At 65.2% G+C, this 18,893-nt stretch carries 18 protein-coding genes and 1 pseudogene; 11 read left to right on the top strand and 8 right to left on the bottom strand.

Translation table 11 applies throughout. The features are described from left to right. The gene (locus tag ABH933_RS04040; protein WP_429415358.1) at positions 1 to 2,493 is read left to right on the top strand and encodes a beta-glucosidase; all 2,493 of its coding nucleotides are present in this window, start codon (positions 1 to 3) and stop codon (positions 2,491 to 2,493) included. A 213-nt stretch (positions 2,494 to 2,706) separates the two neighbouring features. On the opposite strand, the gene ABH933_RS04035 is transcribed toward ABH933_RS04040, so the two are convergent. Together ABH933_RS04035 and ABH933_RS04030 are read right to left on the bottom strand one after the other, a co-directional pair. After that, positions 2,707 to 3,354 (bottom strand): PadR family transcriptional regulator, encoded by a 648-nt coding sequence (locus tag ABH933_RS04035; RefSeq protein WP_429415355.1) that lies wholly within the window; start codon positions 3,352 to 3,354, stop codon positions 2,707 to 2,709. A gap of 96 nt (positions 3,355 to 3,450) precedes the next feature. Then, a complete protein-coding gene (locus tag ABH933_RS04030; RefSeq protein WP_429415352.1) occupies positions 3,451 to 3,624 on the bottom strand; it encodes a hypothetical protein in 174 nt (57 codons plus the stop codon). A gap of 26 nt (positions 3,625 to 3,650) precedes the next feature. Between ABH933_RS04030 and ABH933_RS04025 the strand changes: the two genes are divergently transcribed. Beyond that, on the top strand, positions 3,651 to 4,493 hold the full coding sequence (locus ABH933_RS04025) for an LLM class flavin-dependent oxidoreductase (RefSeq protein ID WP_429415349.1): 843 nt from the start codon (positions 3,651 to 3,653) through the stop codon (positions 4,491 to 4,493). Positions 4,494 to 4,596: 103 nt separating this feature from the next. On the opposite strand, the gene ABH933_RS04020 is transcribed toward ABH933_RS04025, so the two are convergent. Next, positions 4,597 to 4,968, bottom strand: a complete 372-nt coding sequence (locus tag ABH933_RS04020) for a winged helix-turn-helix transcriptional regulator (protein ID WP_308166736.1) — start codon at positions 4,966 to 4,968, stop codon at positions 4,597 to 4,599. 49 nt (positions 4,969 to 5,017) lie between these two features. Here ABH933_RS04020 and ABH933_RS04015 point away from each other — a divergent pair, with 49 nt between their 5' ends. Next, positions 5,018 to 5,368 (top strand): DoxX family protein, encoded by a 351-nt coding sequence (locus tag ABH933_RS04015; protein WP_429415345.1) that lies wholly within the window; start codon positions 5,018 to 5,020, stop codon positions 5,366 to 5,368. Between the two features lie 213 nt (positions 5,369 to 5,581). Here the strand turns inward: ABH933_RS04015 and ABH933_RS04010 are convergent, their stop codons facing one another. Both ABH933_RS04010 and ABH933_RS04005 read right to left on the bottom strand, forming a co-directional pair. Next, positions 5,582 to 6,295, bottom strand: coding sequence for an alpha/beta fold hydrolase (locus ABH933_RS04010; RefSeq protein WP_429415342.1), 714 nt, complete (start codon positions 6,293 to 6,295; stop codon positions 5,582 to 5,584). Further along, positions 6,282 to 6,803 carry a hypothetical protein gene (locus ABH933_RS04005; protein ID WP_429415339.1) on the bottom strand — a complete coding sequence of 174 codons (522 nt, stop codon included), beginning with the start codon at positions 6,801 to 6,803 and terminating at the stop codon, positions 6,282 to 6,284. The genes ABH933_RS04010 and ABH933_RS04005 overlap by 14 nt, the downstream gene beginning before the upstream one ends. A 17-nt stretch (positions 6,804 to 6,820) precedes the next feature. Here ABH933_RS04005 and ABH933_RS04000 point away from each other — a divergent pair, with 17 nt between their 5' ends. Together ABH933_RS04000 and ABH933_RS03995 are read left to right on the top strand one after the other, a co-directional pair. Then, positions 6,821 to 7,390, top strand: a complete 570-nt coding sequence (locus ABH933_RS04000; protein WP_429415336.1) for a hypothetical protein — start codon at positions 6,821 to 6,823, stop codon at positions 7,388 to 7,390. Between the two features lie 62 nt (positions 7,391 to 7,452). Next, positions 7,453 to 7,653: pseudogene (locus ABH933_RS03995) on the top strand (tyrosine-type recombinase/integrase); the annotation flags it as partial. Here ABH933_RS03995 and ABH933_RS03990 read toward each other — a convergent pair. Next, positions 7,650 to 8,123, bottom strand: coding sequence for a YbhB/YbcL family Raf kinase inhibitor-like protein (locus ABH933_RS03990; protein ID WP_429415333.1), 474 nt, complete (start codon positions 8,121 to 8,123; stop codon positions 7,650 to 7,652). The pseudogene ABH933_RS03995 and the gene ABH933_RS03990 overlap by 4 nt on opposite strands. 828 nt (positions 8,124 to 8,951) lie before the next feature. Between ABH933_RS03990 and ABH933_RS03985 the strand changes: the two genes are divergently transcribed. Continuing rightward, positions 8,952 to 10,088, top strand: coding sequence for a pyridoxal phosphate-dependent aminotransferase (locus ABH933_RS03985; protein WP_429415330.1), 1,137 nt, complete (start codon positions 8,952 to 8,954; stop codon positions 10,086 to 10,088). 2 nt (positions 10,089 to 10,090) lie between these two features. On the opposite strand, the gene ABH933_RS03980 is transcribed toward ABH933_RS03985, so the two are convergent. Further along, a complete protein-coding gene (locus ABH933_RS03980; RefSeq protein ID WP_429415327.1) occupies positions 10,091 to 10,828 on the bottom strand; it encodes a GntR family transcriptional regulator in 738 nt (245 codons plus the stop codon). A 220-nt stretch (positions 10,829 to 11,048) separates the two neighbouring features. Here ABH933_RS03980 and ABH933_RS03975 point away from each other — a divergent pair, with 220 nt between their 5' ends. From ABH933_RS03975 to ABH933_RS03955, 5 genes are all read left to right on the top strand, one after another. Further along, positions 11,049 to 13,160, top strand: coding sequence for a hydantoinase/oxoprolinase family protein (locus ABH933_RS03975; RefSeq protein WP_429415324.1), 2,112 nt, complete (start codon positions 11,049 to 11,051; stop codon positions 13,158 to 13,160). Further along, positions 13,157 to 14,920: a hydantoinase B/oxoprolinase family protein gene (locus ABH933_RS03970; RefSeq protein WP_429415321.1), complete on the top strand. Its 1,764-nt coding sequence runs from the start codon at positions 13,157 to 13,159 to the stop codon at positions 14,918 to 14,920. Before ABH933_RS03975 ends, ABH933_RS03970 begins: the two co-directional genes overlap by 4 nt. Further along, entirely contained in the window at positions 14,917 to 16,266 is a 1,350-nt protein-coding gene (locus ABH933_RS03965) for an MFS transporter (protein ID WP_429415318.1), read from the top strand. The genes ABH933_RS03970 and ABH933_RS03965 overlap by 4 nt, the downstream gene beginning before the upstream one ends. Continuing rightward, positions 16,263 to 16,844 carry a cysteine hydrolase family protein gene (locus tag ABH933_RS03960; protein WP_429415315.1) on the top strand — a complete coding sequence of 194 codons (582 nt, stop codon included), beginning with the start codon at positions 16,263 to 16,265 and terminating at the stop codon, positions 16,842 to 16,844. Before ABH933_RS03965 ends, ABH933_RS03960 begins: the two co-directional genes overlap by 4 nt. A 205-nt stretch (positions 16,845 to 17,049) precedes the next feature. Continuing rightward, positions 17,050 to 17,873, top strand: a protein-coding gene (locus ABH933_RS03955) for an IS5 family transposase (RefSeq protein ID WP_429415312.1) whose coding sequence is annotated in 2 segments (ribosomal slippage) — positions 17,050 to 17,406 and positions 17,409 to 17,873 — 822 coding nt in all. Because the reading frame shifts where the segments join, the coding sequence is not laid out codon by codon here. 156 nt (positions 17,874 to 18,029) lie between these two features. Here ABH933_RS03955 and ABH933_RS03950 read toward each other — a convergent pair. Further along, positions 18,030 to 18,851, bottom strand: a complete 822-nt coding sequence (locus ABH933_RS03950; RefSeq protein WP_429415309.1) for a class I SAM-dependent methyltransferase — start codon at positions 18,849 to 18,851, stop codon at positions 18,030 to 18,032. Between the last annotated feature and the right edge of the window lie 42 nt (positions 18,852 to 18,893).

Here is an 18,893-nt window from a genome sequence, read left to right as displayed (position 1 = left end):
GTGAATACACCCCTGCACACCGACGCGCCCGAGCTCGAGGGCCATCTCGCGGCACTGGCCGATAAATTGAGCCTGGAACAGAAGGTCCGACTGCTCAGCGGCGCCTCGGTGTGGTCACTGCACGACGAGCCCGCCATCGGGCTGCGCTCGATCGTCATGTCCGACGGCCCGTCCGGTGTGCGCGGCGTCTCGATGGACGACCGCGACCCCTCCGCGAGCCTGCCGTCGGCCACCGCGGTCGCCGCGACCTGGGACGTGGACAAGATTCGCCGCCTCGGCGCGCTGATCGCCGCCGAGGCCCGCGCCAAGGGGGTCGATGTCGTGCTGGGCCCCACGGTGAACCTGCACCGATCCCCGCGCGGTGGAAGGCATTTCGAGTCGTTCAGCGAGGACCCGTGGCTGTCGGGAGTGCTCGGCGCCGCCTACGTCCGGGCGGTCCAGGCACACGGGGTCGCGGCCACGGCCAAGCACTACGTCGCCAACGACAGTGAGACCGACCGCTTCACCATGGACGTCCGAGTGGACGAGCGCACGCTGCGCGAGGTCTATTTGGCTCCGTTCGAGCGCATGGTCGCCGAAGGCGGTGCGTGGCTGGTGATGTCGTCCTACAACCAGGTCAACGGCGCCACCATGAGCGCCAATCCCCTGCTGCGCGAACCGCTCAAGGACGAGTGGGGATTCGACGGGGCCGTGGTCTCGGACTGGACCGCGGTGCGCGACACCGTCGAATCCGCCTCGTCCGGCCAGGATCTGGTCATGCCCGGCCCCGACACCGCGTGGGGCGAGGCGCTGCTGCGGGCCGTGCGCGCCGGGCAGGTCGACGCGGCCGTTATCGACGACAAGGTTCTGCGTCTGCTGCGGCTCGCCGCGCGCGTGGGGGCGCTGGATTCGGTTGCGCCCGTGGCAGATCAGCCCGCGCCGTGGTCGAATGCCGAGATTCGCTCGCTGTTGCGCGAGGTCGCCGCGGACGCCATGGTGCTGGTGCGCAACGACGGGTTGCTGCCGGTCGCACCGGCGGCCGGGACCCGGCTCGCGGTCATCGGCCATCATGCCCGCCGGGGCCGCAATCAGGGCGGCGGGTCGGCGATGGTCTTCCCGGAGGTCGTAGTCTCGCCGCTGGACGGGCTGCGCGAGACCTTCGGCGAGGCGCGGGTCGATTACGCCGCGGGGGTTATCCCGGAGCCGGAATTGTATGCCTTCGAACGGAATTCGGTCGTCGATCCCGGGACCGGGGCTGCCGGCGTCCGCGTGCGCTACCTCGATGCCGAGGGCACCGCGTTCGACGAGGAGATCTTCCCGACCGGACGTTTCGGGTGGATCGGCGACGAGCGGCTCGCCCGCGCCGCCACGATCGACGTGACCGCGCGCTACACCCCGGCCGCCGGCGGCTTGCATCGGATCGGCTTCTCCTGTCTCGGCGAGGTCGTCTTCCGGGTGGACGGCCGGGTGTTGAGCTCGGACATCGTGCGCCCGGAGGGCGATGACGTGGTCAAGGCGATCATGCACCCGCCCGCCCAGGTATTTGACATCGAGCTGGAATCCGCTCGCCCCGTGGACATCTCGCTCACCCTGCGGCCCGAGCTGCCGGGCGGGTTCCCGATCGCGCGCGTCACGCTCGGCACCGAGGACGTCTACGGCACACCGGCGCAGGAGCTCGAGCGCGCCGTGCGCCTGGCCGCCGACAGCGATGTCGCGGTCGTGGTGGTGGGCACCACCGAGAACCTCGAATCCGAGGGCTTCGACCGCTCCACCCTGGCGCTGCCCGAGGGCCAGGACGAGCTGGTGCGCCGCGTGCTGGCCGTCAACCCCCGCACCGTCGTGGTCGTCAATTCCGGCGGCCCGGTCGTCATGCCCTGGCTGGAGGAGGTCCCGGCCGTCCTGCTCACCTGGTTCCCGGGCCAGGAGTTCGGTGGCGCGCTGGCCGATGTCCTGTGCGGCGCAACCGAACCCGGCGGCCGCATCCCGACCACCTGGGCCGCTGCCGAGGCCGACGTCCCGGTCTGGGACGTGGAACCCCGCGACGGCCGGCTGGAGTACACCGAGGGCATCCACCTCGGATATCGCGCGTGGCTGCGGCTGGCAGCCGGCGGCGGGCCCGCGCCCGCCATCCCGTTCGGATACGGCCTCGGCTACACCACGTGGCGAATCGGCGAGCCGGAGGCGGTGGAGAACTCGGACGGGTCGGTCTCCGTCGTCGTGGACGTCGCCAATACCGGCGATCGGGCCGGCAAACACGTGGTGCAGGCCTACCTTTCGGTGTCCGGACCCTCCGCGGTCGATCGGCCGGTCCGCTGGCTGGCCGGGTACGCCGTCGTGCGCGCCAAGGCCGGGCAGACCGTCACCGCGCGGATGGAGATCGAGCCGCGCGCCCTGCGGCACTGGTCGGCCGAGCGTCACGAGTGGCTGCGCGAACCGGTCACCTTCGAAGTCCGCGTCGGCTCCAGCGTGACCGACCTCAGCGCGCCCACCGCGATTTCCCCAGCACGGCGCTGAGTCCCCCTCCGCGCGCTCGGCCGGGACGGCATTGCGCCATTCCGGCCGAGCGCGTTCACGATCTCGGCGGGCTGATCCTGCCCCGGCTGGCCGGGGTGGCCGATAACGCCTGGTTCGGCGCCGCCGATCGCACGTGGGCGGAGTATCGCGCGAACCTCGCGCCGCACGCGCGATGGTGGCGGCGCACCGGGTGGGACTACTTTCCCTCACCGCTCATCGACTCGTCGTGACGCGCTTGCCCTTCGGGGCCGGGGCTTGCGCGCCGTCGGCCGCGCCCTGGAGTGTGGCGCGGCCCTCCGCGCGCAGGCGGCCGCTGACCAGGTCCTCGCGCAGGCGCGCGATGTGCTCTATGTACAGGTCGATGCCATTGGAGCCCCACTCGTGCAACCGATTTCCGATGCCGAACTCGAGTTCGGCATCAAAGGCCGGGACCGCGTCGTAGTCCAGACTGCGGTCCCGATTGCGGTCACGCGCCACCTGCGCGCGCCTGGTGTCCAGCTCGGTATCGATCAGCCGCAGCAACTCGTCCTCGGTCAAGTAGCCGGCGAAGCTCAGGCGCGCCACGAATTCCCGGTCGGTGAACCACTCCGGCGGCGTGTACGGGCCCGCGAGCCACTCGCGCAGCGCGGTCAATCCCGCATCGGTCAGGTGATAGGTCTTGGCGTCCTGCGGGCCGGGGCGCGGATCCACCTCGAAGCGGACCCAGCCGTCCTCGTTCATCTTCGCCAGCGCGCGATACACCTGGCTCATCTGGGTATTCGCCCGCAGGAAGCGACCGTGCGCGTCGAAGTACTTCTTCAGCTCGTACCCGGTGGCCGGACGCAAGCCGAGGATGCCGAGCAGTAGCAGTTCCAGTTTCACCCCAGTGTCCTTCCACAGGTCATCCGGAGTGAGTATTCCACTAGTTGAGTAGAATTACCACTCGCCGGCATCGGCGTACCGGGCTCCGACGCGGCGTCAGTCCTCGACGAGTGCGGTGTGCGAGGTGTCTTCGAGGAACCGCCCCAGCAGGGTGGCAGGGGTTTCCAGGTCCTGCTCGGGCCACTGGGTCAGGGCGCGCTCGAGATGCCGTGCCGCACCGCCTCCCGGAGCAGCTGCCGCGCGTTCGCCGCTACCGTCAGCACTGACCACCCACCGACGCCGAGGAAGACGCTCGATTGAAAGTCTTTGCCGCCCTGGATCCGCGCCTGCCGCTCACGCAGGTGCCGGGCACCGCCCGCCGAGTCGAGGAGCTGGGATACGACGGGCTCCACGTCCCCGAGACGATCCACGACTCCTTCGCGGTCGCCCTGCTGGCCGCCGAGCACACCACCCGGATCACCCTGCGCACCGCGATCACCCTCGCCTTCGTCCGCAGCCCGACGCTGGTGGCCTACAACGCCTGGGACCTCGCGACGTTCTCCCGCGGCCGTTTCGAACTGGGCCTGGGCACCCAGATCAAGCAGAACATCGAGGACCGTTTCGGCATGCCGTGGACCGAACCGGTCACCCGCATGGGCGATTACGTGGCCGCGCTGCGAGAGTTGTTCGCCGCCTTCGCCACCGGCGGACCGGTGCATCACGAGGGCGAGAACTACCGGCTGACCCGGCTGCAGCCCTATTTCAACCCCGGACCCGGCGACACCGCCGCCCCACCGGTCTTCCTCGGTGCGGTCAATGCCGGAATGTGCCGTCTCGCGGGCCAATTCGCCGACGGCGTGATCACCCACTCCACCAACTCCGATCCGGGCTACCTGGCCGAGGTGGTCCGCCCGGCGCTGCGGGAGGGCGCCGACCGGGGCTCACGGACCCCGCCCGGCATCGTCGTGGCCGCCCCTATCGCCACCGGCGGCGACGAGACCGCGGTGCGGCGCGAACGCGAGCGCGCCGACTACGACACCCTGCCCGAACTCGTCCGCGAGCGCTACGACGGACTGGCCGAGGGCATCGTGCTGCCGCTGCCACCGACCGGACCGGCGGACGCGAGGCTGCGGCTCGCCATCGAATCGCTGCGTGGCTAGGGCCCGCAGTGACGTGTAGACCGGCAGGTCAGCGTCGCGGAAGCTGACTCTGATGGAACTAATTGTGCCGCAGTGGTTTTGAATGCAATTGAGCTGCCGTAACCTAGTACGTCTGGTTCGCGGCCGCTGATTCCTGAAAGTCGACGAGTGCTTCCCCGTGCGCTTGCGCCCACTCCGTCAGCATCGCTATCGGCTCCTGGAGCGTCCGGCCGAGCGGGGTCAGGCTGTATTCCACTCGTGGGGGCACTTCGGCATACCGCTGTCGATCGATGAGGCCGTTGCTCTGCAGGCGGCGCAGGGTCTGGGTCAGCACCTTCCGCGAGATCCCGCCGGACAGGGCAACAAGTTCACTGTGCCGCATGGGGCCATCTTTGAGCGCGTAGAGGGTGACTACGGACCACTTGTTCGCGATGACCTCGAGTGCAGTGCGCGCGGGACAGTCCGACATGAACATGATTTCGGTAGGGGCACTCACGGTCCGAAGGTTACCAAAAGGTACCTATCGGATTCCTAGGTTAGCCGTTATGCACATCGCAGCTCTGATCTTGTCCGTCCTACTCGCCGTAGCAATGCTCCAGTCCGGGGCGATGAAGTTCGTCCGCCCCGCGTGGATACGCCAATTTGCGGAAGCGGTCCACCTCACCACCTCCCAACTCACCGTCCTCGGGAGCCTGCAGATCGCGGCGACGGTCGGCCTCCTCTGGGGAATCTGGTTCCCGCCCTTCGCGATCGCCGCCGCGATCGGGCTGGCGCTCTACTTCACCGGCGCGATCGGGGCCCACATCCGCAGCGGCGACCGGAACATGCTGGGCGCCATGATCTTCCTGGCGCTCTCGATCGCGACGTCAGTCGTGCTCATTCTCACTGTCGCCTGAACTCTGAGAAGCAGTTCGATACGCCCTCAGGAATTTTCGGGGGCGGAGGCCTCCACTTCCAGCCTCACAGCAGGAACCACGCGGCGACGGCCGCCGCCGGTGACCAGTGGCTCACGCTCCCATCACCGGCATCACGGCTACCGTCTCCTCTCGCGCCTTATGCGAGCTACCGGCGGGGTAGCGGGTGCTCGTGGAGGCGGGATCGAACCCTGCTCAGGACGCTGCCAGTGCGTCGTCGCGTCGGCGCAGGCTGTCGAGCCAGTCGATGATGGTGCGCAGGGCGAGCCCGAAATTGCCTACCTGGCAGTGATTTTGGGCCTGCTCATGGCGGGTGAAGACGCGGGCGGTGAGCGAGCTGGTGGCGGTGAGCAGCGCGACCTGGTCGACGAAGTGCTGGTTCGGGATGTAGTGGTCCTCGTTGCCGTGCAACAGCAGCACATCCTGGGTCACCAGCGCCGAGACCGATGCTGTCTCGTAGTCGCGGTAGGTCTGGAACATCTCGAATGTGGTGTCGGTGGCGGTGGTGTGCTTGCCCTGCTCGATCGCCCATTCCAGCAGCAGGCTCTGCGCGGCGGCCTTGCTCATGAAGTCGTCGAGTTCGGCGGCGTCACCGTTGTCGAGCCACGAGAGCAGCTGCGCGCGAACCGATTCCGGGAAGATGTGCAGGTTGACATCCAGGAACGAGGTCATCACGCCGTAGCTGACGGTGCGGCGAACGCGCGGTTCGTGCGCGGCGGCGCGCAGGACCAGCCCGCCGCCCATCGAGAAGCCCATCAAAGTGACGTCGTCGAGATCGTAGAAGTCCAGCACGGCCGCGACCGGCGTCTGCCAGTCGGCCTGGAACGGCACGTGGGCCTCCTCGAGCGTCGCGCCCTGGCCCGGACCCTCGAACAGCACGACGTCGTAGCCCGCATCACGTAGGGCCAAGCCGGCCGCCAGCCACTCCTCGATAGGAGTCGAACCCGCCGAACACCACGATGGTGCCGAGCGACTCGGCCGGGGTGAATCGGTAGGCCGACAGCCAGCCCTGCTGGAACGGGATGCGGCCGTGGCTCTCGGCAGGCACCCGGTAGTGGTCGAGCACGGTCCGGATGAACCGGTCACGAGTAGGCAGCTTCCGAGCGTCGCCGGTGGGCAGAAAGAACTCGGCGATCCGAATGTAGGCGGCCCCCTTCAGGTTTTCGCCCGCAGACAGGGCCTTCTCGCCCAAGCCCAGGAAGATGCGGGCGAAGGTCGGGTAGTCGTCCACGTCGGCAACGGCCTCGCGCATCTCCGACAGCATGGTGGGGCCACCGACCCAGCTGTAGAAGCGGTTCATCTGGTAGTTGACACTCGCATCGGGATGCAGGTCGTGGTAGCCGATGGGGAGCGCGGCAAGCCGTCGGTCCAGTTCTTCACGAGCGGGCAGCGTAGAGACGGAAAGTGTCGAGCTCATGAGGTTCTTACTTACCATTGACCCAACCGGTCGATCCAACAACAACATTCGCGCCGCTGGGAACAACGAAGCGTTGTCGTGACGTTTCGCTAGAATCACTCATGACGCCGAGGCAACTGTTCTTCCAACTGAGAGCTGATCGCCGACGACAGGTGCACCTATCGCTGTGCGAGGATGCCCTGCCGACCTGGATCGGTTACGTCCAGGGCGAGCGCGCCCCGCTTCGCTACCGCGACTCGGTTGTCGGGATGTGGCACCACGTGGATGTCGAGCTTCCGGCCGATGCCCTTCGCTCCGCTCATGCCGGTGTGGATCTCGCGGATATCGGCAGCAGGTACCTCGAGCCCATCACCGCACTGCAAGACGACGATCTGGCCTTCCCCGACCCGGTCGAGTTCGCCTACTACGCGATCTACAACTGTTTTCGCAAGTACGCCCGCGGTGACGACATACCAGATTGGCTGATCGTCAACCAGGCCTTGTCGGTTCACGACGATAGCGAAGTGGCGTCGCGCCTGACGCGGACGATCGACGATGTCGGTCCAACTACGAGCGGGAATGCCGAGGATGTCGGACCGATGGAATAACGCCCCTCGCGTGCGGACGGCCTGCCTTGACCGGTCCCCCATGACGGGACCACAATCCGTGGTGCGCCGACGGGATGGGTGACCGCTTTCGCGCGGTCGCCAAGCAGGCGAAAGTGCCCGACTACTTCACGTGGCACGATCTGCGTCACTTCTACGCGCCGGCGCTCATTCGGAATGGCGCCTCGGTCAAGACCGTTCAGGTCAGGCTCAGAGCACCATTCTCCGTTCACGGCACGCCGCCCCGCATGAAAGCCTCGGGCTAGCGCGCGAACCGCCCGACGAGGGTGCCGCTGGCCAGCTCGTGGCCGCGCAACGCCGCCAGGAGATCGCGCGCGGTCGCGCCCGCCTTCAGCCCGAGCGGCTGGTCGGCGGCGAAGAGCGTGAAGACATAGCGGTGTGCGCGGTCACCCTTCGGCGGCCGCGGCCCAGCCCAGCCGGACCGCCCAAAGTCGTTCCGGCCCGCCGTCGCCCCAACAGGCAGGCCGTTCTCGCCGATGCCGGTCGTGGTGGGCGGGATTCCGGAGACGACCCAGTGCACGAACGTGCCCCGCGGTGCGTCCGGATCCTCGCAGACCAGCTCCAGCTCCGCAGTGCCGGCGGGGACGCGCTCCCACGTCAGCGGCGGTGACGCGTTACCCCCGTCGAGAGCGAAGTGCTCGGGAATCAACGCACGGTCGGCAAACGCGCTGCTACTAAGTTCAATGGCGTCGTTTACCTGCGGTCTCTCCGCCATCACACCCTCCTCCCATTGACTGAGCTACGGGTAGAAGCTTAGATACACTCCAGCAACCAAGTACAGCAATGGATTACTGCGGGCAGACATCCCGGAATCGGCATGGCAGGATCCTCGAGACAGCACAGCTAGCGAGTGTTCCAGTGGTTAGCCGCCGATGCGCCATTGCTAGACGTTCGTGGTCAACCCCCAACTGGAGACGGCCGCTTTGAAATGGTCGGTCAGCGCCTTCGTGCTGATCTCGGTCACCTTCACCTGTGTTCCACGCAACCCGCTGTAGGCCATACCTGGGCAGCGGAGCCGGCATTATGCGCGCGGAGGCGGTGGAGATGCGATTGGCGCCCGGATCGGGCCGCCGGCGATGGATCGGTCCGAGGCACGCAGCCGTCGTGGCGGTGTGCACGCGCAGGTGAGCGCTCGGCCGCTGCGCGGCGCCGGCGGCAACCCTGCTCCGGTCATTTGCGATGGGGCATTTCGATGCGCCGGTGTGGGCCCATTTCGGCGTCGAGCTGTTCGAGCTGCGGCCCATACGAGGCGAGAGTGCAGGCGGGCGCGGTGGTTTCGGACCAGCCTTGGACCCAGTGACGGCTGAGGGGGGTTGCGCCACCCGGCAATTCTGGACTGCCACGTTCGGATCGCTAGGTTCAACAGCCTCTGCTCGAACAGCTTCGAGCGGTGGCAACGAGCGCTTGTTGCGGGCTCTACGGTTCCCAGCCGAGTAGTCGGCCACCAGTCCTTCGACGGTGACGGCACCGGAACGGCGTGCCGAATCTCCGGCCGACGGTTAGTATCTTAACTCCACCAATGAAAGATACTAGAGGTGATTCGATGCTGGAGAGATTGCCAGCGCTAGTGCTATCCGAGCGTGTCGACGCCAAGGTTCGCGAAGGCCGGTCCTTCGTGCCGGTGCAAGGTGTCCCGATTCTGCCGATGCCTCCCCACGTTCTGGATGCGGCGCGGTGGACAGCCGAACATCCCGGTCCACGGATCAGCCGGGGGATGCCGGAGTTGAGGCAGGTGATAGCCGAGAAGCTGACCGAGGATATCGGGATCACGGTTCGCCCCGATTCCGGCTTGCTGATCACTCATGGCGCTCAGCACGGCATGAGTATCGCGTTGCGAGCATTGATAGCGCCAGGTGACGAGGTGCTCGTTCCAGCGCCCACCTACTTCTTCGACGGCCTGGTCCGGCTCGCAGGTGGCACTCCGCGCTACATACACACCACTGCCCGCGACGGGTGGCGCATCGATGTGAACGCCATCGCGGCGGCGATTTCGGCGCGAACGCGCGCGATCTTGCTCTGTAATCCGAACAATCCCACCGGTGACGTACCGACCCGAGAGTGTCTTCGCGACATCGTCACCCTGGCCGAGAGCCACGGACTCATCGTGTTCTCCGATGAGTCGTATGAACGCTACGTCCACGACGGTCCTGGCTACGTGCCGTTGATGTCCTTCAGCGGAATATCGGATCGGCTGGTCACGGTGACCAGTCTGAGCAAGAACTATGCCTTCACGAACTGGCGTGTCGGCTACGTCCACTCGAGCAAGCGCCTGATAGCCAAGATCCACACCGCGCTCGAGTGCGATGTAATCAACGTCGGCGACGTGCCGCAAGCCGCCGCCGTCGCTGCCCTCACCGGGCCATCGGACTGGCTGGACGGAGAGTTCGCAACGATGCGAGAGCGTCGAGACATACTCATGACCTGTCTGGCAGAGGCGAGTGTTCCCGCGGTAAGACCGGCAGCAGGGGTCTTTGTCTTAGCGGATCTCGCGGTGACGGGCAGGCATGGCAGCGATCTGGAAGAACTGCTGCTGGATGCGGGCATCCCGGCACTGTCCGGCCAAGGATTCAAGGGGCCGGCCGATCACGTTCGACTGTTGTATGGCGCCGCGCGGCCGGATGTCGAGGAACTCGGGCGGCGTATCGGATCAGTGGTATCCAACCCGCTGACGCGGGTTTGATGTCAGCCGTCGACGCCGATATCGGGAAGCGATATCGGCGTCGAGGTCACCGAGTGGCTGCGAGTCAGGGCATCGATGATCTCTCGGCGTGCTGCCTGCGTCCGACGTTGCATCGCATCGCGGGCGGCTACCGGGTCGCGGGCAACGATTGCGTCGAGGATCGCTCTTCGCTGCTCGGTGCGACCCGGTGGCATGGTGGGCGACAGCGTCACTGCCAGGCGAACGATCCGCTCGATCTCGTCGAACACGCTCACAATGCTCGCGGCGAGGCGCTGATTGCCGCTCCCGTTGGCGACTATCGCCTCGAACTCATAGTTCTGCCGTAGGCGCTCGTCCAAATGAGGTCCCGCGAGCTGGCCATATTCTTCGTCGACGCAAAGCTCTTCGAGGCGTGCGCGTTCCCGGTCGAGCAGTCCCCGTCGGGCCGTTAGCGCTGCTGCTTCGCTCTGGAGGAGAGTCCGCATGTCGCACAGGTCGGCCGCATCACCCAGAGTGATCGTCGAAACGACATAACCTGCCCGCGGTTGAGGAGTGACGAGTCCGTCGCGATGCAGCCGCGCGAGCGCCTCGCGGACCGGGGTCTTGCTGAGCCCGAGAACTGCGGCGACATCCTGTTCCGTGAAGTGCTGGCCGGGTGGTCGCTGCATCTCGATGATCTCGCGCTTGAGTCGCCTGTAGGCCCGATCCATCATCGTGCCCTCAGCATCTTTCTGCTGCAGGATCGCTGGTTGATACCGCACTGAGCCCCCGTTCGACGACTTGTACTGATACTACCGCCCTCCCAGAGACGTACCCGAAGGGGGTTGAAAGATATCAATTGCATCTTGTTGATATCTTTCAACCCCCCTATAGTCGAGTGACGCAGGACACTCCGACGGGTGACACATCGGCTACGCCGTACTCATGCCGTGCACCCGCGCTGCTGCGACATCGGATCGGAACAACGAATCAGGGAGATCGATGACCCCGTCAGATACACCCCGGCAGGACTCGGTCGGACATCCAGGGCTATGGCGCATCGGCGCCGACATCGGCGGCACCTTCACCGACGTGATAGCACTGGGACCAGATGCCCGGGTCGTGCCGATGAAGGTGCTCTCGACACCACCGGATTTCGAAAACGGTGTCATCACGGGTGTGACCACCGCGCTCACCGAGGCCGACATCGAAGCCGGCCAGGTCGCAGCCCTACTGCACGCGACAACGGTGGCGACCAACGCGATCCTGGAGATGGATGGCGCGCGCACCGCGCTGGTGACCACGAAAGGGTTCCGCGACGTACTCGAGCTGGGTCGGCTGCGTCGTCCGCTGCTGTACGACCTGTCGTGGAAGAAGCCGACCCCGCTGGCACGCCGCCGCTACAGGTACGAACTCGACCAGCGTATCCACGCGGACGGGCAGGTCGGCCGACCGGTGGACGACCGCGAACTGGTTGCCCTGGCCGACCGAATGGCCACCGACAACATCGAAGCCGTAGCGGTCTGCCTGATCAATTCTCACGTCCGCCCCGATGAAGAGCGAGAGGTGGCGCGTCGGCTACGAGAACTCCTGCCGCACGCCTACATCACCGCGTCGGTGGACATCTCTCCCGAGCCCGGAGAGTACGAGCGAACCAGCACCGCAATCGTGAATTCCTATATCGGCCCGGTAGTCGCCGATTACGTCACCGAGCTCGACCGCGGCATCCGGGGACGCGGCATCGACGCCCCGTTCTCGATCATGCAATCCTCGGGTGGACTGCTGGATGCCCCGTCCGTGATCGAGCGACCGGTGAACATCATCGAATCAGGTCCTGCAGCCGGTGTAATCGCGGTACAGAAACTGGCACAGCTTCTCGAACTCGACAACGTCGTCGCGTTCGACATGGGTGGCACGACCGCCAAGGCCTCGCTCATCGAGAATGGACAGCCGTTCGTTGCCAGCGACTATGAGGTCGGTGGCGGAATGAACATCACCCGGAGTATGAGCAAGGGCGCGGGATACGCCGTGCGGGTTTCCTCCATCGATATCGCCGAAGTGGGCGCGGGTGGTGGCAGCGTGATCGGCGTCGATGCTGCCGGCGCGCTACATGTAGGTCCCACCAGTGCCGGATCCCGGCCTGGGCCGGCCTGCTACGGCCATGGCGGCAACCGCCCAACACTGACCGACGCCAATGTCGTGCTCGGCTATATCAATCCCGACGTCATTGCCGGCGGCAGGGTCCGAATCCACGCTGAACTGGCCGACAAGGTCCTGCACACCATCGCCGACGTGATCGACACCGACACCGAGTCGGCGGCTTTGGGCGCATATCAAGTTGCTGTGTCGAACATGACCAAAGCCGTGAAGGCAGTCACCAGTGAGCGCGGTCGAGATCCGCGTGAGGCGACACTCATCGCTTTCGGCGGGGCAGGTCCGCTCTACGGCGCGGCACTGGCGCGTGAGCTCGGTATCGCCACCGTCATCGTGCCTGTCCATACCGGCCTGTTCAGCAGTCTTGGTCTGCTGGTAGCAGATAGCGAATATCAGGTGGTCAGTTCCAATCCCACGGAGATGCTGGATCCTGCTGCTATCGGTGCCGAGTTCGAGCGGCTCACCGAGACGGTGCTCGGTCACCTCGGTGCCGCGGAGGAGGTGCGGATCGAGCGCATCGTCGACATGCGATACCGCGGTCAGCGGTTCGCACTACGAATTCCACTGCCTTCCGGAACAGTCGATGCCGCCCTGCTCGCACAGACCTATGCGCTGTTCCATGCCGAACATCGCAAGACCTACGGACGTGCAGGGACCGATGATCTCGTTGAGATCGTCAACGTGCGGGTGCGCGGATTCGTTCCGAATCCGGTTGGTATCGACGAACTGCTGGCACTGCCCGCTGAGCACAGGGCGGCCTCGGCCACGCGGCGATGCCAGTTCGGTACCGCCATCGACACTCCGGTCATCTCGCGAGGTCAACTGACCACCGTTGGCAGACCTGGACCACTGGTAGTGGAGGACATGGACTCGACCACCCTTGTACCGCCGGGAGCCACCGCGCGGCTGGACATCTACAACAACATCATCATCGAGTGGAACAGCGAGGTAGAGGCATGAGTTCCAACATCATTCAGGACCCCGCTACCTTCGAGGTGTTCCGCAATGCGGTCTCGGGCCTTGCCGACGAAATGGCGATCACTATCCTGCGGACCGCTCATTCTCAAATCGTGGCGTCGAGCATGGACTTCTCGGCGGCGGTCTGCGACAGCAAGGGACGCATCATCGCCCAGGCCAATACGTGCCCGGTCCATCTCGGCTCCATCCCGGAGGCGATGGACGCAGTGTTGTCCGCCTTCGGTGATTCGATCCACGACGGTGACGTCTATATCCTGAACGACCCTGATCTGGGCGGAATGCACCTGCCCGACATCTTTGTCATAGCCCCGACCTACCACGACGATCAACTGCTCGGGTTCTCGGTGACCGTGGTCAACCACACCGATGTCGGTGGGTGGGCGGCAGGCTCGATGGCGGTGCAATCGACCTCGATCTTTGGTGAGGGCATCCAGATCCCGCCATCTCGCCTCACCGACGCGGGAGTCACCAACAGCGCCTTCTTCGAGCTCATCTTGCGCAATGTGCGAGAGCCCGACATGCTGCGCGGCGACCTGCAATCCCAACTCGCCGCCTGCTACGCCGGAAACGCCGGCCTGCGCGCTTTGGCAGACAAGCACGGGCGCACCGATTTCGAGCGGCTCACCGACGAATTGCTCGACTATTCCGAAGCTCTCGTGCGGCATGCGCTCACCGAGGCACCGGACGGCGTTTACACCTTCGACGACCAGATCGACGACGACGGCCTGGGAAGCGGACCGATCCCCTTCCGAGTCCGTGCCACCATAGCGGGCAGCACCATCGATTTCGACTTCGCCGGCTCGTCCAACCAGGTGCCGTCGGCGCTCAACGCCACCGCCTCGTTCACCCGCTCGGCGTGCTACGCCTCTGTGCAAGGTGTACTCGGCGCGGACATCCCCGCCAACAGTGGCTTCTATCGACCGTTCAGCTTCGAGATCCCCGCTGGTTCGATCCTCAGCGGCCGGCGACCAGCTGCTCGCGGCGCTCGTGGCCTTGTCGCATACCGGATTATCGACACGGTGCTGGGGGCACTGGCTCCCGCGTTCCCCGATCGAGTTCCGGCGGCCGGCGACGGCGGCCCGAACTCCGTCGCCGTCGGCGTGACCGAATCCCAGGGAACATCCGTCGTGCTGTGGGACATCCTTTGCGGATCATGGGGCGCCACCCCCACCGGGGACGGCAACGACGGAATCAGCCCACTGGGAGCCAATCTCGCCAATACTCCCGTCGAGGAGCTCGAACAGTCGGGACATGTGCGAATCGACGGTTACGGCTACCTGCCCGACACCGGCGGCCCCGGCACCTACCGAGGGGGGTTGTCCACCTTCCGGGACATGACCGTCCTGCACGACGGAGCCACAGTGCAGATCCGTTCAGATCGTCGAACCTCGCGTGCCTACGGCCTGGGCGGCGGCCAAGAGGGCGCTCCGTCTGCGAACATCCTCGACCCCGGTGCCGCTACCGAACAGTTGCTGCCCGCAAAACCGCACCTCACCGTAACTGCGGGATCACGCCACCGACAGGTAACCGCGGGCGGCGGTGGTTATGGCGACCCATTCGAGCGCGATCCACAACGTGTCCTCGACGACGTCCTCGACGGCAAAGTCACCGTTGCGGGTGCTCTCCGCGATTACGGAGTAGCCCTCGATTCGTCATGCACCGCAATCAATAGCGCCGAAACCCGCGTCGCCCGTGAGCAGCACGTCCGAGCAATAACCCACCCGAAAGAAGCATTATCGTGAACACCGATATCCCCGGGGGCTCGGTTCTCGACGACAGGGCACGAAAGCGCTTGTGGCGCAAGGTAGCACTTCGTATCCTTCCGCTCGTCGGTGTCGCATACATCATCAGCTACATCGATCGGGCGAATCTGGGCTACATCGCCAAACCGATGTCGTCGGACCTCGGCCTGTCATCCACACAGCTCGGACTCGCCGCGGGCCTGTTTTTCATCGGATACGTCCTGGTGGAAGTACCGAGCAACATGATGCTGCGCAAATTCGGGGCCAGGTTATGGATCAGCAGGATCGTTATCACGTGGGGCATGGTCACCGCTCTCACGGGCGCGGTTCATTCACCCGGACAGTTGTACTCGGCGCGAATAGCCCTCGGATTCGCCGAAGCAGGTCTGGCCGCCGGTATCCTGCTTTACTTGACCCAGTGGTTCCCGAACAAGCAACGCTCCTGGGCGATGTCAGCATTCTTTCTGACAATCCCACTCTCAGGTGTTATCGGCGCACCCATCGCAGCCGTCCTGCTTCAATGGGGCCGAGCTGTATTGGGAATCGCCGGGTGGCGCTCACTGTTCGTGGTCGAAGGTCTGGTGACCGTCGGGATCGGCATCGTTGTTCTGCTGCTGCTGCCGAATCGCCCACAAGACGCCACGTGGCTGACCGAGTTCGAACGGGACCACATCAGCGCGATCCTCGCCGAGGAAGCTGAAAACCACCAGGACCGTGGAGCATTGAGCGGGATGACCGAGGCATTGACCAGCGGGCGAGTGTGGGCGCTGGCCATGGCCTTCTTCGCCGTCGTCTTCGGTCTCTATCCCTTGGCGTTCTTCCTGCCCGCGATGATCAGCAGCTTCACCCAGGCCGTTGGTTCGGGCATCTCCAGCGTGCTCCTCGCCGCGATCCCCTCCGCGGTCGCGATCGTCGTCATGCTCGCCTGGTCGCCCGTCGCGCGTCACCGAACTGCCGTGTTCTCCACCGCGGTACCGATAGCGATCGGCGCACTCGGACTACTTGCCGCCACCATGACCCACAGCGGTCCACTGTTCATCCTGGCCGTGTGTGCCAGCGTTTCCGGAATCTATGTTGCGATGGCGCAGTTCTGGCGCATCCCACCGGTCACACTCACCGGCGCGGCGGCCGCTGCGGGTATCGGCCTGATCAACTCGGTCAGCAATCTCAGCGGATTCGTCGGCCCCTATGTCACCGGCGCAATCAAAACTGCCACTGGGAGCTACACCTACGCACTACTGATGATCGCGGCCGTCATGGCCGGCGGCCTGGCCATCCTGTTGACCGTCGGTCGCAGGGCCGAGACCGCTGCCCGGACGACGGCAACGCACGAGGTCGGCGCATGATGACTGAACAACACTGCACGACAGCACTTCTCGTCTGCGACGTCCAGACCGGAATCACCCGGGACTTCCCCTTCGCCCGGCCGGTCATCCCGGTTCTTGCCACCGCCGTCCCGGCAGCGCGCCGAGCCGGGGTCAAGATCGTCTACGTCCGGGCCGGTCTGCGGTCCAACGCAGCCGATGTGCACCCGAACAACCTGCTGTTCCAGCAGTTTCATGCACTGGGCACGACCTTTCACGAGAACAGCAGTGACACCCACATCGATGGGGACCTCGACATCGACCCCTCGGACATCGTTGTTCTCAAACGCCGCACCAATGCATTCGCGGCCACCGACCTGGATCTGGTGTTGCGCAGCAACCGTATCGAGCGCACTGTGATCTGCGGGGTCGCCACCTCGGCGGTGGTCACGGCGACCGTCTACGCCGCCAGTGATCTGGACTACGCGGTCACAGTCCTTGCCGATGCCTGCGCAGACCAGGACCCCGAGCTACACGAAGTTCTCACCACCCGGCTGTTTCCAGCCCGAGGCGTCGAAGTGACGACCACCCACCGCTGGCTCACCGCGCTCACCGCCTAACACCTACTCCCAGAAGACCATTCACCGCCCGGGTACTGCTTCATGCCCCGGTTACTTCGTCGCGTCACAACGATGTGAATCCCGATGAGAAGAAGGAAATTACAATGAGGAAAACCGCATTCACGGCTGCTTTAGACCGTGTCTTACGTGGATGTGATTCGTTTGCGGCGTGTCGGGATCGGTTGTGCCGCATGATGTTCGACTTGTGGTTGATGAGTTATCCAAACGCCTTGTCCCGGACGAGTTGTGGGCTCTGGCCGAGCCGCTGCTGCCGGAGTTCACTCCGCGCCCGCAGGGTGGTGGTACCGCACCGGTCGATGAGCGGGCGGTGTTCACCGCGGTGGTGTTCGTGCTGACCAGTGATTGCGCGTGGCGGATGCTGCCGCCGTCGTTCGGTGTCACCGTGCCTACGGCACATCGCCGATTCAGTGTGTGGACCGCGGCCGGTCTCTGGCGGCGATTACACCGCGCGGTGCTGGATGAGCTGGGAAGCCAGGGCTTGATCGACTGGTCGCGTGCGGTGATCGACGCGGCGTCGGTACGAGCGAAAAAAGGGGATCTATGACCGGGCCGAGCCCGGTCGACCGCGGCAAGTCCGGTTCGAAGATCCACGTGCTGTCCGATCGTGCGGGAATCCCCCTGGCCGTAGGGATTTCGGCAGCAAATACCAACGATGCCCAAGCGCTGAAACCGCTCGTGCAGGCGATCCCGGCGGTGCGGTCGCGACGCGGGCCGCGTCGCCGCAGACCGGGCAAGCTGCACGCGGACAAGGCATACGATGTCGCTGAGCTGCGCCGATGGGTTCGCGTCCGGGGAATCGGAGTCCGCATCGCCCGCAAGGGCATCGAGTCCGGCGAACGCCTCGGCCAGCACCGATGGGTGATCGAGCGGACAATCTCCTGGCTGACCGGATACCACCGGCTCAACATCCGATACGACCGCAAAGCAACGCACTTCCTGGCCTTCCTCACACTTGCCGCCACACTCACCTGCTACAAGAAGCTCGTAAAGGCGAAATCGGCGACATGAGACACGGTCTTAGTTTGCGCACCAAACAGTGCAATGGAGGGTCTCAAAATTCGTGGCATCTGCCAGCCGGTTGACCTGGTTGTTTTGGGTTTGTCTCACGCCGTGGCCATCGCTGTTTGTCTCAGTTCGATGGCATTTCTTGTGTGGTGGTGGGGTTCAGGGTTTGGTTGCCCGGATCGAGAAGGTCAGTGGGAGAGGGTTTCCCGGGAGCCGCCAGCGGCCGTCGGGTCCTTGTTGCATCTGGGGTAGCCGCTGGTATGTTGCCCAGTCGAACTCGTGCACGAAGTCGATGTGTAGTCCGGCGGTGACGGTTGCGGTGATGATGTCGCTGAGGGAGTGCTGCCACTCGTAGCAGACGGGGTGGTGCAAGGTGTCGGTGTCTCCGGTGTAGGAGCCGTGCTGTTCGAATCGGAACGGTTCCTGGCGGTGGAAGTAGCTGATTCCGGTGTCGAGTTCGGGCTGGTCGTCGCGGAGGATTCCGGTGAGTGGATGTCCGTCGGCGAGGTAGAACACGCCGCCGGAGTCGAGGTGTCGTGCTGCGATCTGGGCCCATTGGGTGATGTCGGGGATCCAGCACAGCACTCCGTGGGTCGCGTAGACGACGTCGAAGGATTCGTCGAGGACCTGGGGTAGGTCGTAGATGTTGGTTCGCAGGAACCGGGCTGGTAGATCCAGTTGGCGGGCAAGTGATTGTGCGAGGGTGATGGCTTCGTCGGCGATGTCGACGCCGGTCACCGTCGCTCCCAGTCGTGCCCAGCTCAGGGTGTCCATGCCGAAGTGGCATTGCATGTGCAGCAGTCGCTTTCCGTGGACCGGCCCGACTTCGGCGTGTTCGTGGGTGCCGATGCTGCTTCTGCCGGCGAGAAAGCCGTCGAGATCGTAGAACGCCGATCGCGCGTGCAACTGGGTTCGATCGTTCCAGTTCTGCCGATTTGCCTCGATGAACGTCTCGATGCCGGTGCCCGGTTGTGGCGTCATGTAGCCATCGTGGTGGTCGGCCGGGGCGGCTGCCACTGAATT

Origin of the sequence: Nocardia sp. GP40, assembly GCF_050434125.1 — a bacterium.
GTDB classification, from domain to species: Bacteria; Actinomycetota; Actinomycetes; order Mycobacteriales; family Mycobacteriaceae; genus Nocardia; species Nocardia albiluteola.
The sequence above is the reverse complement of the archived record's forward strand: the minus strand, read 5'-3'. Positions and strand labels throughout refer to the sequence as shown.